The 14253-nt window shown below is 76.9% G+C and carries 10 protein-coding genes and 1 pseudogene; 7 read left to right on the top strand and 4 right to left on the bottom strand.

The window, feature by feature from the left end; translation table 11 throughout:
• Window positions 1-85 precede the first annotated feature (85 nt).
• Window positions 86-340: a DUF7455 domain-containing protein gene (locus tag EJA20_RS12785; protein WP_240675473.1), complete on the bottom strand. Its 255-nt coding sequence runs from the start codon at window positions 338-340 to the stop codon at window positions 86-88.
• A gap of 288 nt (window positions 341-628) precedes the next feature.
• Between EJA20_RS12785 and EJA20_RS12790 the strand changes: the two genes are divergently transcribed.
• Window positions 629-1045: a DUF3592 domain-containing protein gene (locus EJA20_RS12790; RefSeq protein WP_164983969.1), complete on the top strand. Its 417-nt coding sequence runs from the start codon at window positions 629-631 to the stop codon at window positions 1043-1045.
• Between the two features lie 109 nt (window positions 1046-1154).
• Window positions 1155-3281 (top strand): DNA gyrase/topoisomerase IV subunit B, encoded by a 2127-nt coding sequence (locus EJA20_RS12795; protein WP_129338571.1) that lies wholly within the window; start codon window positions 1155-1157, stop codon window positions 3279-3281.
• Between the two features lie 79 nt (window positions 3282-3360).
• On the opposite strand, the gene EJA20_RS12800 is transcribed toward EJA20_RS12795, so the two are convergent.
• The gene (locus EJA20_RS12800; protein WP_129338573.1) at window positions 3361-4635 is read right to left on the bottom strand and encodes an AI-2E family transporter; all 1275 of its coding nucleotides are present in this window, start codon (window positions 4633-4635) and stop codon (window positions 3361-3363) included.
• Window positions 4636-4824: 189 nt separating this feature from the next.
• Here EJA20_RS12800 and EJA20_RS12805 point away from each other — a divergent pair, with 189 nt between their 5' ends.
• Window positions 4825-5865: a GNAT family N-acetyltransferase gene (locus tag EJA20_RS12805; protein ID WP_129338576.1), complete on the top strand. Its 1041-nt coding sequence runs from the start codon at window positions 4825-4827 to the stop codon at window positions 5863-5865.
• A gap of 39 nt (window positions 5866-5904) precedes the next feature.
• Here EJA20_RS12805 and EJA20_RS12810 read toward each other — a convergent pair whose 3' ends face one another.
• Complete coding sequence (locus tag EJA20_RS12810) at window positions 5905-8397, bottom strand: DNA gyrase/topoisomerase IV subunit A (RefSeq protein ID WP_129338578.1); 2493 nt, start codon at window positions 8395-8397, stop codon at window positions 5905-5907.
• 206 nt (window positions 8398-8603) lie between these two features.
• Between EJA20_RS12810 and EJA20_RS12815 the strand changes: the two genes are divergently transcribed.
• The 4 genes from EJA20_RS12815 to EJA20_RS12830 all read left to right on the top strand — a co-directional run bounded on the left by EJA20_RS12815 (window position 8604) and on the right by EJA20_RS12830 (window position 13962).
• Window positions 8604-11354, top strand: a complete 2751-nt coding sequence (locus EJA20_RS12815) for a GNAT family N-acetyltransferase (protein ID WP_129338581.1) — start codon at window positions 8604-8606, stop codon at window positions 11352-11354.
• A gap of 89 nt (window positions 11355-11443) precedes the next feature.
• Window positions 11444-12016: a DUF5998 family protein gene (locus EJA20_RS12820; RefSeq protein WP_129338583.1), complete on the top strand. Its 573-nt coding sequence runs from the start codon at window positions 11444-11446 to the stop codon at window positions 12014-12016.
• Window positions 12016-13317, top strand: a complete 1302-nt coding sequence (locus EJA20_RS12825) for an alkaline phosphatase family protein (RefSeq protein ID WP_129338586.1) — start codon at window positions 12016-12018, stop codon at window positions 13315-13317. The genes EJA20_RS12820 and EJA20_RS12825 overlap by 1 nt, the downstream gene beginning before the upstream one ends.
• Before the next feature lie 9 nt (window positions 13318-13326).
• On the top strand, window positions 13327-13962 hold the full coding sequence (locus tag EJA20_RS12830) for a thymidine kinase (protein WP_129338589.1): 636 nt from the start codon (window positions 13327-13329) through the stop codon (window positions 13960-13962).
• A 69-nt stretch (window positions 13963-14031) separates the two neighbouring features.
• On the opposite strand, the pseudogene EJA20_RS12835 reads toward EJA20_RS12830, so the two are convergent.
• Window positions 14032-14253 (bottom strand): annotated as a pseudogene (locus tag EJA20_RS12835) (hypothetical protein); the annotation flags it as partial.

The raw sequence follows: 14253 nt of genomic DNA on the forward strand, positions 1-14253 counted from the left end.
GGGGACGCCGACGGGCCCGGACCGAGGTGGTCCGGGCCCGTGGGCGAGCCGGGGTGCCGTCCGTGGTCCGGACGGCGGTCGGGCGTCAGCGCGCGGCGCCGGCTCCCGCACCGTGCTCCGCGTGGAGCCGGTCGGTCTCGTCCTGGACATGGGTGGCGACGTCCGCGAACTTGGGCGCGTGCTCGCGCGCGTGGTGCGCGCAGAAGAGCAGCTCGCCCGCGCCCAGGACCACACGCACGTAGGCCTGCGCGCCGCAGCGGTCGCAGCGGTCCGCCACCGTCAGAGGGGCACTCATCGTCGTGTTCACGTCGTCAGTCAACCATCGAAGGTCCCTGTCCATGCCGTGAGCATCGGCAGGTTCGCCCCGGGCGTACAGGGTTCGGGGCAGATGTCCCCGAACGGCAACACGGCGGTGACCTCGTCGACATCCGGCGCAGGGGCCCGCGCGCGGGTCTGCCGGCCCCCGGCAGCGCCGTGACCTGCGTCCGCGTGCCTCGACGGCCGCTCCGCGGCGGTCCACGGACGCTCCTGGCACGCACCTGTGGCGCGCGGCACGTGTCCAGCAGCCGGACACCGGCCGGCGGGCGCCGGGCGTGTCGCCCCGGGGGCGGTGGGGCACGCTGGGCGTGTGGACCCCCTCGTCGTGCTCGGCCTCGCCCTCGTCGTCGCCGCGGTCGTGCTCGCCGTCCCCGCGGCCCGGGACCTGCGGGCGAGCCGAGGCGTGCGCGAGCGCCTCGGCCGGGCCCGCACCGCCTCCGGGGAGGTGGTGTCGGTGGGCGCCCGTGACGGGCACGTCCTGCCGACGGTCCGCTACCACGTCGCCGGGGCGGCGCTGCAGACGACGCCCCGCACGCCGCCCCCGGGGACGCGGTACCTCGTCGGGCAACCGGTGGACGTGCGCTACGACCCCGAGGAGCCGGCGTGGATGACCGTGGAGGCCGTGCCCGGCGACGCCCGCCCGCCGGCCCCCCGGCGCGGCCGCCTGCTGGCCGCCGCCGCCGCGGCGCTCCTCGTCGGCGCCGCCGCCCTCCTGGCGCTCGGGTGAGAGCGCACCGGTCGGTGGGCCGGACGCCCCCAGCCCCGCTGAGCGGCGCGGCGGACGCCACGCCGCCGCGGGGGCGGGTCCGGGAGCGCCCTCGTCCTACGATCGCGGGGTGACCGCCACCTCCTCCCCGTCCGCGTACACCGCACGGCACCTGTCGGTGCTGGAGGGGCTCGAGGCCGTCCGCAAGCGCCCGGGCATGTACATCGGGACCACGGACAGCCGCGGGCTCATGCACTGCCTGTGGGAGATCATCGACAACTCCGTCGACGAGGCGCTGGGCGGGCACGGGAACCGCATCGAGGTCGTGCTGCACGCGGACGGCTCCGTCGAGGTGCGCGACAACGGCCGCGGCGTCCCCGTGGACCTCGAGCCGAAGACGGGCCTGACGGGCGTCGAGGTCGTCTTCACGAAGCTGCACGCCGGGGGCAAGTTCGGCGGTGGCTCGTACGCCGCCTCGGGCGGCCTGCACGGCGTGGGCGCCTCCGTGGTGAACGCCCTGTCCTCGCGCCTCGACGTCGAGGTCGACCGCGACGGGCGCACGCACCGCATGACGTTCCACCGCGGCGAGCCGGGGACGTTCGACGACGGCGCCGGCCGGGGGCCCGAGTCGCCCTTCGAGCCCTTCGTCCAGGGGTCGGAGCTCGCGGTCGTCGGCAAGGTCGCCAAGGCGCGCACCGGCACGCGCGTGCGGTACTGGGCGGACCGGCAGGTGTTCCCCGCCACCGCGGTGTTCGCCTACGACGAGCTCGTCACGCGCGCCCGCCAGACGGCCTTCCTCGTCCCCGGCCTCACCCTCGTCGTGCGCGACGAGCGCGGGCTGGCGGGCACGCCCGGCGAGCACGGTCCGCACGAGGAGCAGTTCCTCTTCGACGGCGGCGTCGTCGACTTCGTCGACCACCTCGCGCCGGACGCGCCCGAGACCGGCACCTGGCACCTCACGGGGTCGGGCGACTTCACCGAGACGGTGCCGGTCCTCGACGAGCGCGGGCACATGACGCCGCAGGAGGTCCGGCGCACCTGCGAGGTCGACATCGCGCTGCGGTGGGGCACGGGGTACGACACCGAGGTCCGCTCCTTCGTCAACATCATCGCCACCCCCAAGGGCGGCACCCACCTCGCCGGGTTCGAGCAGGGGCTCCTGCGCACCGTGAAGAAGGCGGTGGAGGCGAACGCCCGGAAGCTCAAGATCAGCGGCAAGGACTCCGACGAGCGGCTCGACAAGGACGACGTGCTGGCGGGGCTCACCGCCGTGGTGACCGTCCGCCTCGCGGAGCCGCAGTTCGAGGGCCAGACGAAGGAGGTCCTCGGCACCGCGCCGGTGCGGGCCATCGTCGCGCGCGTCGTCGACGCCGAGCTGGGCGCGCTGCTGACCTCGACCCGTCGCGACCACAAGGAGCAGTCGGCCCGGCTCCTGGAGAAGGTCGTCGGCGAGATGCGCGCGCGGCTGTCCGCGCGCAAGCAGAAGGAGATCTCCCGCCGCAAGAACGCGCTGGAGAGCTCCTCGTTGCCGCCGAAGCTGGCGGACTGCCGCAGCGACGACGTCGCGCGCAGCGAGCTGTTCATCGTCGAGGGCGACAGCGCCCTGGGCACGGCCAAGCTCGCGCGCTCCTCGGACTTCCAGGCGCTGCTGCCCATCCGCGGCAAGATCCTCAACGTCCAGAAGGCGTCGATCTCGGACATGCTGAAGAACGCCGAGTGCGCGGCGATCATCCAGGTCGTCGGTGCCGGTTCCGGCCGCACCTTCGAGCTCGAGCAGGCCCGCTACGGCAAGATCGTGCTCATGACGGACGCCGACGTCGACGGCGCCCACATCCGCACGCTGCTGCTGACGCTCTTCTTCCGCTACATGCGGCCGCTCGTCGAGGCGGGGCGGGTCTTCGCCGCCGTGCCGCCGCTGCACCGCATCGAGGTGATGGGGTCCGGCGGCCGCAAGGGGGAGTACCTCTACACGTACTCCGAGGCGGAGCTGACGGCCACGCTGAAGAAGCTCGACCGGGCCGGCCGGCGCTACAAGGACGACATCCAGCGCTACAAGGGCCTCGGCGAGATGGACGCCGACCAGCTCGCGGAGACCACGATGGACCCCCGCCACCGCACGCTGCGGCGCGTGACGGCGGAGGCCGCCCAGCGTGCCGAGGAGATCTTCGAGCTCCTCATGGGCTCGGACGTCGCGCCGCGCAAGGACTTCATCGTCGCCGGGGCGAACGCCCTCGACCGCAGCCGCATCGACACCTAGGACGGTTCGCCCCAGGACGGCCCGCCCCAGGTCGCGCCCGTGCGGCACGGCGGCCGACGCCGCGCCGCACGGAGGCGCTTCAGGCGCCGTCGGCCGGCGTCGGGCGGTGCTTGACCGCCACCGGGTGGGCCGGCTCGTGCTCGCCGTTCCAGACCTTGAGCACGCCCCAGATCGAGGCGGCGATCGGCACGGCGAGCACCGCACCCGTGATGCCGACCAGGACGGTCCCGATGGTCAGGGCGATGAGGATGACGAGCGGGTGCAGGGCGAGCGACCGCGCCATGACGACCGGCTGGAGGAAGTTGCCCTCGATCTGCTGCACGAGGACGACGACGCCGATGACGACCAGCGCAGCCGTCGGGCCGTTCGTGACGAGCGCGACGAGCGCGGCCAGGACGCCGGCCAGCGTCGCCCCGACGAGCGGGACGAACGCGAGGAGGAAGGTCAGCACGGCCAGCGGGATCGCCAGGGGAACCCGCAGCAGGACCAGCCCGATGCCGATGCCGATGGCGTCCACGGCGGCGACGATCGCCGTGCCGCGGACGTAGCCGCCCAGGGTGTGCATCGTCTGGTCGCCGGCGCGGCGGGCGCGGGCGTAGGACTCGCCCTCGAAGGGGCGCAGGAGGAACTCCCAGAGCCGCGGCCCGTCCTTGAGGAAGAAGAACAGGACGACGAGCATGAGCACGAGGCCCGTCACGAAGTTCGCCGTCGCCGAGACGCCCGCGACCGCGCTGGTGCCGAACGTGCTGGAGGTGAGGAACTCCGTCGCGCTCTGCCGCACGTCCTGGATCTGCTCGTCCGAGATGTCGAAGGGCAGCTGGGAGAACTGCGTCGACAGCTGCTGGACGCCCTCCACGGCCGAGTCCGCGAGCTCGTCCCACTGGCGGCTGACCGCCAGCACGACGGCCGCGAGCACCCCGCCGAGCACGGCGGCGAGCCCGAGCAGGGCCAGCGTCGCGGCGAGGGCCGGCGGCATCACCCGCTCGAAGAGCCGGACCACGGGGTAGATCGCCGCGGCCAGGACGAGCGCGAGCAGCACGGGGATGACCACCAGCGTGAGGCTGCTGACGGCCCGGGTCGCGACCACGAGCACGGCGACGAGGGCCAGGCCCTGCAGCCCCCGCACCGCGGCACGGCCGAACGTGTCCGCCCACGGCGAGGCGGCGCGGGCCGTCGTGAGGGCGTCGACGGGACGGTCCCGGCGGCCACCGGCCGGGTCGGTGGCGGACCCCGCCGCGGCCGTCCGGGCAGCGGCGCCGTGCGGGCCGGCGGCGGCGACGGGCGCCCCTGCCGAGGGGTCCGGGGCGGGGAGAGGGTCGCGCGGCGGGACCGGGCGGCGGCGCAGGGAGGGCATGGTGGGCTCCGGGGGACGACGAGGGGGGATCGGGCCGACCCTAGGTCCGCGGCGCCCGGTCGGCCGGTCGAGCGGTCCGGCCGGCCCGGGTCATCGACGGGCCCGTGGGACCCGGCCGGTCGCACGGCGGGCGGCAGGCGCAGCGCAATGGCCTGGCGTGCACGGGGCGGCGCTTGGCAGGCTGGTGGGATGACGACCGTCTCCACCCCGCCCCTCGCCCCGCTGACGGACCGGGTCGCCGCCCCGTCCCAGGTCCCGCTCCCCGACGCCGCCCTCGGCCTGGCGTGGGGGCCGCTGGGCCCCGACGACGCCGCCGACCTGCACGGCCTCGTCGCCGCGGTCGAGGAGGCCGACCGCGCGCCCGCGCGCATGGCGCCCGAGGAGGTCGCCGAGCTGTTCGAGGGCGCCTGGCGCGACCTCGCGCTCGACACGCTCGGCGGCCGCGACGCCGACGGCGTGCTGCGGGCCTACGCGGACGTCGACACGGCGCCGGGCGACCGCTCCGTCGTGCGGGCCTTCGTCCGCGGCGGGGTGCACCCGGACTGGCGCCGGCGGGGCGTGGGCACGGCGCTCCTCGCGTGGTCGCAGGCACGGGCCCGGCAGCTGCTGGCCGCCTCCGGCAAGGAGCTCCCGGCCCGCATCGCCCTCTACGCCGACGACTCGGCCGCGGCGACGGTCGCGCTGCTCGAGCGCTCGCCCTTCACGCCCGCCCGGTACTACACGGACATGCGACGCGACCTCGCCGTGCCGCTGCCGCAGCCGCGGGCCCTGGACGGGGTCCGGCTCGAGCCGTGGTCGCCGGAGCGCGACGAGAGCGTCCGGGTCGCGCACAACGAGGCGTTCTCCGACCACTGGGGCAGCGAGCCGCGCACCGCCGAGCAGTGGACCCAGCACCGGAGCATGTTCGCGCCGGGGTGGAGCGTCGTCGCCGTCGACACCGCCTCGGACGAGGTCGTCGGGTACGCCCTGTCCGGCCGCTACGAGCAGGACTGGCCCGTCGTGGGGTACTCCTCGGGCTACACGGAGCTGCTCGGGGTCCGGCGTCCCTGGCGGGGCCGGGGCCTGGCGGTCGCGCTCCTCGTCGCCGTCATGGAGGCCTACCGGGCCGACGGCATGCAGTTCGCCGAGCTCGGCGTGGACACCGCCAACCCCTCCGGGGCGCACGGGCTGTACGCCTCGCTGGGCTACGAGGCGTACCACTCGAGCACGATGTGGTCGATCGAGCTCTAGGGCGAGCGACCCGGCGGCCGCCGGCGCCCCGTCCCGCGGTCAGCCGACCGCGTGCACCGGGGCCGCCAGCGGCGTGCCGGAGCCGTCGCGCCGCGGGTCGGGCGTCGGCAGGTCGACGGCCTGGCCCGCCGAGCCCGTCGCGCAGGCGGGCGCCGGGCCGACCCACGCGAGCAGGAGCGTGTCCTCGCCCTTGAGGAACCGGTGCGAGCGCACGCCGCCGGTCGCCCGGCCCTTCGCGGGGTAGACGTCGAAGGGCGTCACCTTGGCCGTGCCCGCCTGCGTGCCGGGCAGCGCCACGGAGCTCCCGGCGACGGTGACGACCTGCGCCTCGACGCCCGGGCCGATCGCGCCGAAGGACAGGACCCGGGCGCCCGCACCGAGCGCGATCCCCGCCATGCCGCCGGCCGGCCGGCCCTGCGGCCGCACGGCCGAGGCGCGGAACCGCAGCAGGGAGGCGTCGGAGCTGACGAGCACGAGCTCGTCCTCGTCCGTGACCTCCGCGCACCCGACGACGACGTCGCCGTCCTTGAGCCCGACGACCTCCCAGGCGTCGCGGTTCGCGGGTGCCTCGGCGGTCGTCACGCGCTTGACGACGCCGCCGGCGGTGCCGAGCGCGAGCGTCGGCGCGTCGGGCGCGAGCGAGCACAGCCCGACGACGCGCTCGCCCTTGTCCAGCGCGATCACCTCGTCCAGCGGCACGCCGCCGGACAGGCTCGGCGCCCCGTGGCTGGGTGCCAGCGCCGGCAGGTCGAGCACGCCGACCCGCACCACGCGGCCGTGCGAGGTCACCGCACCGACCTGGGCGCGGGCGGTCGTCGCGACGACGCTCGTGAGCACGTCGTGCCGGGCACGGGCGCCCTCGGGCCGCGTCGGGCGGTGGTCGTCGGCGGTGCGGGCGAGCAGGCCGGTGGCCGACAGGAGCGCGAAGCAGGGGGTGTCGGCGATCTCGAGCGGCGCGGCCGCGCGGGCCGAGGCCCGCCCGCCGGTGGCCGTCGCCGGGACGGGCAAGGCGCCGACCGCCGACGCGCCGGCCGACTCCAGCAGCACGGTGCGCCGCGGCGTGCCGTAGGTCTGCGCGACCTCGGCCATCTCGTCGGACACCAGCGCCCGCAGGCGCGCCTCGTCGCCGAGGATCTCCTGCAGCTCGGCGATCTCCGCGGCGAGGCGGTCCCGCTCGGACTCGAGCTCGACGCGGGAGAAGCGGGTGAGGCGGCGCAGGCGCAGCTCGAGGATGTACTCCGCCTGCTTCTCGGACAGGTCGAAGACCTGCTGCAGGCGCGTGCGGGCGGCGTCGGCGTCCTCCGCCGCGCGGATGAGCTGGATGACCTCGTCGATGTCGAGGATGGCCAGGAGCAGCCCCTCGACGAGGTGCTGGCGGTCCAGGCGCTGGGTGAGGCGGTGCCGCGACCGGCGCCGCACGACGTCGATGCGGTGGTCCACCCACACCTGGAGCAGCTCGCGCAGGCCCAGGGTCCGCGGCTGGCCGTCGACGAGCACGACGTTGTTGATGTTGAACGAGTCCTCGAGCGGGGTGGCGCGGTAGAGCTGCTCGAGCACCGCCTCGGGGTGGAACCCCGACTTCACCTCGACGACGAGGCGCACGCCGTGCGTGCGGTCCGTGAAGTCGTCCGCGCCCGAGATGCCGACGAGGCGCTTGGCCTGCACGCCCTCCTTGATCTTCTCGAGGATCTTCTCCGGGCCGACGAGGTACGGCAGCTCCGTGATGACGATGCCCTGCCGGCGGGGGGTGACGTTCTCGATGCGCGCGGTGGCCCGGGTGCGGAACGCGCCGCGGCCCGTGCGGTAGGCCTCGCGCACGCCCTCGAGGCCGACGACCTTGCCGCCCGTGGGCAGGTCGGGGCCGGGCACGAAGCGCAGGAGGTCCTCGAGCGTGGCGTCCGGGTGGGCGACGAGATGCCGCGCCGCCGCGACGACCTCGACGAGGTTGTGCGGCGCCATGTTCGTCGCCATGCCGACCGCGATGCCCGCCGCGCCGTTGACGAGCAGGTTCGGGATGGCCGAGGGCAGGACCGCCGGCTGCATCGTCTTGTTGTCGTAGTTCGGGACGAACTCGACGGTGTCCTCGTCGAGGCCCTGCGTCATGGCGGTGGCGGCCGGCGCCATGCGGGCCTCGGTGTAGCGCGGGGCGGCCGGCCCGTCGTCGAGCGAGCCGAAGTTGCCGTGCCCGTCGATGAGGGGCAGCCGCAGGGAGAACGGCTGCGCCAGGCGCACCATCGCGTCGTAGATCGCCGTGTCGCCGTGGGGGTGCAGCTTGCCCATGACGTCGCCGACGACGCGCGCCGACTTCACGTAGGGCCGGTCGGGGCGCAGCCCCATCTCCGACATCTGGAAGAGGATCCGGCGCTGCACGGGCTTGAGGCCGTCCCGCGCGTCGGGCAGCGCGCGCGTGTAGATGACGGAGTAGGCGTACTCGAGGAACGACGACTCCATCTCCGCGGCGACGTCGATGTCGACGATGCGCTCGGCGACGTCCTCGGGCGGCAGGTCGGGGGACGACGGGCGACGGGCCATGGGGCGGCGGCCTCTCGGGTCGGTCGGGTCGGGGCTGCGGGCATTGTCCCCCGGACGCCGGGCGCGCCCGCGACGGCACGCGGGCGGGGCACGCGGGCGGGTGCGCGGGCGGGGCCCGGGCACCCGGCCCCGCGGCGGCCGGGTGCCCTGAGGGGCGCCGCGGGTCGGGGCGCACCGGGGCGGGGGGCCTCGCTAGGGTGACGACCATGGTGGACGTCGGCGGGGACGGGGCCGGGGCGCCCGCCGCGCAGGGCCCCGCGCCGGGGCCCGCGGCGGGAGGACCGGACGGCGGCTACCCCGCCGGCTGGGAGGCGGACGTCGTCCTCTACGACGGCGGCACCACGCACGTGCGGCCCATCCGCCCCGACGACGCCGACGCCCTCCAGGCCTTCCACCTCGGGCAGTCCGAGCGCTCGAACTACCTGCGCTGGTTCGCGGCGCTCGAGCGCATCCCGGACCGCGACCTGGCCCGGCTCGTGCAGGTGGACCACGACCAGCGGGTCGCGCTCGTCGCGGTGCAGACCGACGACGACGACACGGAGCGCATCATCGCCGTGGCGCGCTACGACCGGGTGGACGACGACACCGCCGAGGTGGCGTTCAACGTCTCGGACGCGCACCAGGGCCGCGGGCTGGGCTCGGCGCTGCTGGAGCACCTCGCCGCCGCCGCACGCGAGCGGGGGGTGCGGCGCTTCGTCGCCGAGGTGCTGCCGCAGAACGGCCGGATGATCGCCACCTTCCGCGAGGCGGGCTACGGCGTGCGCCAGCGCACGGAGGACGGCGTCGTCAGCGTGGGCTTCGACATCGACCCCACGGAGCGCTCCCTGGCCGTCATGGCGGAGCGGGAGCACCGCGCGGAGGCGCTGTCTGTGCGCGGGGTGCTCGGCGCCCGGTCCGTCGTGGTCGTCGGGCCCGGTCACGGGCAGGGGCTCGTCGCGCGCATGGCCGAGACGGTCGTGCGTTCGCTGCGCACGGCCGACCCGAAGCTGCCCGTGCACCTCGTCGGGGTGCCGGGGCAGGCGGGCGCGGACCGGTGGGAGGCGCTGGCCGCGCTGCCGCGCCCGGTGGACCTGGCCGTCCTCGCCGTCGAGGCGCGCGACGCCGCGGGCCTGGTCCGGGCGCTCGCGCGGCACGGGGTGCGGGCCGTGGTGCTCCTGTCGGCGGGGTTCGGCGAGACGGGGCCGGGGGGCGTGGAGCTGCAGCGCACGGTCGTGCGGGCGGCGCGCACGGCGGGCATCAGGGTGCTGGGGCCGGCCTCCTTCGGCATCCGCTCCGTCCGTCCCGACGGCACGGTGCTCGACGCCTCCCTCGCGCGCGAGCCCCTGCCGGTCGGGCGCGTGGGCGTGTTCTGCCAGTCCGCACCGGTGGCCGTCGGGCTCGTCGACGCCGTGCGGCAGCGCGGGCTGGGCCTGGCGCAGTTCGTCTCGGCGGGGCACCGCGCGGACGTCTCGGGCAACGACCTCATGCAGTTCTGGACGGCCGACGAGGGGACGGACGTCGTCGCCCTGCTGCTGGAGTCCATCGGCAACCCCCGCAAGTTCACGCGGATCGCCCGGCGGCTGGCGGCGACGAAGCCCGTCGTCGTCGTGACGGCCGGCCGGTCGGGGCAGGTGGTGCCGCCCGGGCACGCGGTGCGCACGACCTACGTGCCGCCGCGCACGCTCGAGGAGATGATGCGGCAGGCCGGCGTGGTCCGGGTCGACGACGTGCGGCAGATGCTCGACGTCGTGCAGCTCCTGCAGCACCAGCCCCTGCCGACGGGCCGGCGGTGCGCCGTCCTGGCGAGCTCGGCGACGACCGCGGCCGTCGTCACGGCCTCCGCGACGGCGGCGGGCCTCGTCGTGCGCGAGGACCCGGTGGTGCTGCCCGAGGACGCCGACCCCGGGCGGGTGCAGCGTGCGGTCGACGCGGTCTTCGCGCAGGACGCCGACGCCGTCCTCGTCGTGCGGGTGCCCGTGGTGTACGGGCCCGACCCCCACCTGGCGCGCGCGGTGGCGGAGGCCGCGGCCCGGACCGGACGCACCACCGCCGCCTGCCTGTCGGGCCCGCCCGGCGTGACGGCCGAGCTCACGGCGCCGGACGCCGACGGCCGCCCGCGGACCGTCCCGGCGTACGCGACCTCCGACGACGCGGCCGCGGCGCTCGCGCGCGCCGCGCGGTACGCCCGCTGGGTCGAGGGGGAGCGGGGCCGGCCCGTGCAGCCGCCCGGCGTGGACGTGCGGGCCGCGCGGCGCCTGGTGCGGCGGTGGGGGGTGCCCGGCGAGGCCGTGCGCCTGGACCCCGCGCGCACGCACGAGCTGCTCGCCACCGTCGGCCTCGCGACGGTGCCGACGCTGCCCGCCCACGACCCGGAGGAGGCGGTCCTCGCGGCGCGGCGGATCGGCCACCCGGTCGCGGTGAAGTCGACCTCCCCGGTCCTGCGGCACCGCGCCGACCTCGGCGGCGTGCGTCTGGACCTGGCCGACGACGACGACGTGCGCGCCGCGGCCGCCGGGGTGCTGGCCGTCGCCGCCGGCCAGCCCACCGGTGACGTGCCGGAGCCGCTCGAGGTCCAGGAGATGGTCCCGCCCGGGGTGCCCTGCGTCGTCCGGTCCGTGGAGGACCCGCTCTTCGGCCCCGTGCTGAGCTTCGGGCTGGCGGGGGACGCCACCGACCTGCTCGGCGACGTCGGGTACGCGATGCCGCCGCTGACGCCCGAGGACGTGGCTGCCCTCATCCGCACGCCGCGCGCGGCCCCCCGGCTGTTCGGCTACCGCGGCCAGCCCGAGCTCGACGTGCCCGCCCTGGAGGACGTCGTCGCGCGCGTGAGCGTCCTGGCCGACGCGCTGCCCGAGCTGCGCTCGCTCGAGCTGCACCCGGTCGTGGTCGCCCGGCGCGGGGCGTGGGTCCTGGCGGCACGGGTCGAGCTCGGCCCGGCCGACCGCACGGACGTGCCCCGGCGGGCCCTGCAGCGGTAGGGGCCGCGGCCGGCCGGCGCCCGGGACGCGGGGGTGGCGACCGGGGGACGGGCGCGCACGGGGCCCGTGCGTGCGTGCGAGGATGAGGTGTGCCTGCCGTTCCCGCCGACCTGCGCTCCGACCTGCACCACGCGGGCTACTACCCGGACCTCGTGGCCGACGTCCTCGCGGTGGCGCTCGCGGACGAGACCGTCGAGGCGCACCTCGTGCACCCGGAGACCACCTTCGACGACGTCGAGGTGCGGCGGCACGTGACGGTGCTGGCCCTGACGCCGACGCGGCTCGTCGTGGCGCACGTCGACGACCACCCCGCCGACTCCGAGCACCCCGCCGCCAGCGCCGCCGCCACCACGGAGGCCGTCCCGCTGCACGCGCTGCGCTCCGTGGCCGTCACGCACGTCGTGGACTCCCCGGCCGCGCACACCCCGGGCGCCACCGCGGGCGAGGTCACCCTGGCCATCGGCTGGGCGGGCGTCTCGCGCGTCGACCTCGAGCCCGCCACGTGCGGCGACCCGGAGTGCGACGCGGACCACGGCTTCACCGGCACGATGTCGCCCGACGACGTCGTCGTGCGCGTCAGCGCGGCCGCGGAGGGCGTCGGGGCGGTGCGCGCCGCCCTCGGCTTCGCCCGGCGCCTGTCGGCCGCCAGCGCCCGCGGCTGATGCCCGCCCCGGTCCCCGGCACGGTCCCGGCCCCCGCAGCGCCGGCCCCCGCAGCGCCCGACCCCGCGGTCCCGGCCCCGTCGGGCAACCCCGCTCCCGGGGCGGACGGAGCCCGCGCCGCCGCGGCGGCCGCGGAGGCGGAGGCCGTGCGGGCCGGCTTCCTCCACCCCGGCGGCGAGCGGCGGCTCGGCCGCGTCCTGCCCGCCCTCGCGGACGCCCTGGGCGCGCCCGTGCACCCCGACGGCGGTGCCGCCCGGGCCGTGCTCGGGCTGCCGACCGCCGAGCGGGTCTGCGTCGTGCTCGTCGACGGGCTGGGGCACCTGAACCTCGCCGAGCGGTCGGGGCACGCCCCCTTCCTGCGCTCCCTCCTCGCGGGGTCCGAGCCCCTCGTGAGCACGGTGCCGTCGACGACCGCCACGGCGATGGGCACCTTCGGCACGGGGGAGGGCCCGGGACGGACCGCGATGCTCGGCTACACCGTGCGCGACCCGGGCACGGGTCGGCTCGGCAACCTCGTGTCGTGGACGGACCTGCCGGGGCCGCACGCCTGGCAGACGGTCCCGGGTGTGCTCGCGGGGCTCGCGGCCGCCGGGGTGACGACGACGAGCGTCGGGCCCGCCCGCTTCGCCGGCTCCGGGCTGACCGAGGCGGCCCTGCGGGGTGCGGAGTTCGTCGCCGCCGAGGGGCTCGACGCGCGGGTCGACGCGGTGGCCCGGGTGCTGCGCCGCCCGGGTCTGGCGTACCTGTACTGGGGCGAGGTCGACAAGGCCGGCCACCACCACGGGTGGGGCTCCGCCGCCTGGGGCGCGGCGCTGGAGGAGGTCGACGCCGGGCTGCGCGCGCTCGTGCGGCGCCTGCCCGCGGGCACCCTCGTCGTCGTCACCGCCGACCACGGGATGGTGGACGTCGACCGCGCGCTGCGCTGGGACGCCGCCGCGGACCCGCGGCTCGCCGAGGGCGTCGAGCTCGTGGCGGGGGAGCCCCGGTTCCTGCACCTGCACACCACCCCGGCCGCCCCGGGCCGGCCGGACGTCGCCGGCGCCGTCGCCGCCCGGTGGCGCGACGTGCTCGGCGAGCACGCGGTCGTCGCCGAGCGCGACGCGGCGGTCGAGGCGGGCTGGTTCGGGCCGGTCGACGCCGCGGTACGGCCGGTGGTCGGCGACGTCGTCGTCGCGATGGCGGGTCGGGCGACCGTCGTGGACCCGGCCACCCAGAGCGAGGCGTCCCTGGAGCTCGTGGGGGTCCACGGCTCCCGGACGCCGGCGGAGATGCTCGTGCCGCTGCTGGTGGTGCAGGCGTGAGGCGCTGACGTGGCCGAGCTCGTCTTCTTCTCCGGGACCATGGACTGCGGCAAGTCCACCCTCGCGCTGCAGATGCACCACAACCACGCCGCCCGGGGGCGGCAGGGGCTGCTCTTCACCCAGCACGACCGGTCCGGGACCGCCCTCATCTCCTCGCGCCTGGGCCTCGTGCGGCGGGCCGACGAGGTCACGGACGCCACGGACTTCTGGCGCGTCGTGCTGGAGCGGCGGGCCGCGGGTGCCGCCGTGGACTACCTCGTGTGCGACGAGGCGCAGTTCTACGCCGCGGAGCAGGTGGAGCAGCTCGCCCGGGTCGTCGACGAGCTCGAGGTCGACGTGTTCGCCTTCGGCATCACCACGGACTTCCGGGCCCGGCTGTTCCCCGGCTCGGCGCGGCTCGTCGAGCTGGCCGACCGCGTCGAGGTGCTCCAGGTGCGGGCCCTCTGCTGGTGCGGCGCGCGTGCGACGCACAACGCCCGCACGGCCGACGGCCTCATGGTGGTCGAGGGCGACCAGGTCGTGGTGGGGGACGTCGAGCCGGTCGCGGGCGAGGTCGCCTACGAGGTCCTGTGCCGGCGGCACCACGTGCGGCGGATGACGGCCGCCGTCGCCCGCGCCGTCGCCCCGACCCCCCCGACCGCCTGACGCCGCCGCGGGGCGAGCACGGGCACCGCCCGCCCCGCCCCGGCCTCGCGGCCGACGGACGGGCGGCGGCTACTCCGGGCGGGCCCCGAACACGATCTCGTCCCAGCTCGGGACCTTCGCGCGGCCCCGGCGCGGGCGCGGGCGGTCGCCGGCGGGTGCGCCCGCCGCCCCGGCGGCCAGCAGGGCGCCGTCCTCGGGCTCGACCTCGTCCTCGCGCTCGTCCCGGCGCGCCCCGGGCCGCTCCGGCGCCGCCGGCGCGACCGGTGTCGGGGCGGTGGTCGCCGGCCCCGG

It is taken from the genome of Cellulomonas endophytica (genome assembly GCF_004123805.1).
GTDB classification, from domain to species: Bacteria; Actinomycetota; Actinomycetes; order Actinomycetales; family Cellulomonadaceae; genus Cellulomonas; species Cellulomonas endophytica.